Here is a 231-nt window from a genome sequence, read left to right as displayed (position 1 = left end):
CAGCACCCCGCCGAGCCAGCGCATGACGGGTTCGGTATTGGTGACGGCAAAGAACCGCGCCAATCCTCCTCGCGCCAGTCGCGCAGCACCAGCCGGTCGGTTTCGTGTCGGAATTCAGCCATTTAGCAGTCGTGCCGCGTCAGCTGCGTGATAGGTCAAAACGCCGGTGCAGCCCGCCCGCTTGAACGCCATCAGCGTCTCCAGCACCAGCGCATCGCGGTCGCCCGCGCC

The 231-nt window shown here is 66.2% G+C and carries 1 protein-coding gene; it reads right to left on the bottom strand.

Annotated features, from left to right (window positions below):
* Positions 1–114 precede the first annotated feature (114 nt).
* The coding region (locus RYX56_RS25560; protein WP_500660739.1) for a porphobilinogen synthase at positions 115–231 on the bottom strand (117 nt) is incomplete at its 5' end.

The sequence above is a fragment of the Alkalihalophilus lindianensis genome (assembly GCF_032843265.1).
Lineage (GTDB): Bacteria > Bacillota > Bacilli > Bacillales > Bacillaceae_D > Alkalihalophilus > Alkalihalophilus lindianensis.
The sequence above is the reverse complement of the archived record's forward strand: the minus strand, read 5'-3'. Positions and strand labels throughout refer to the sequence as shown.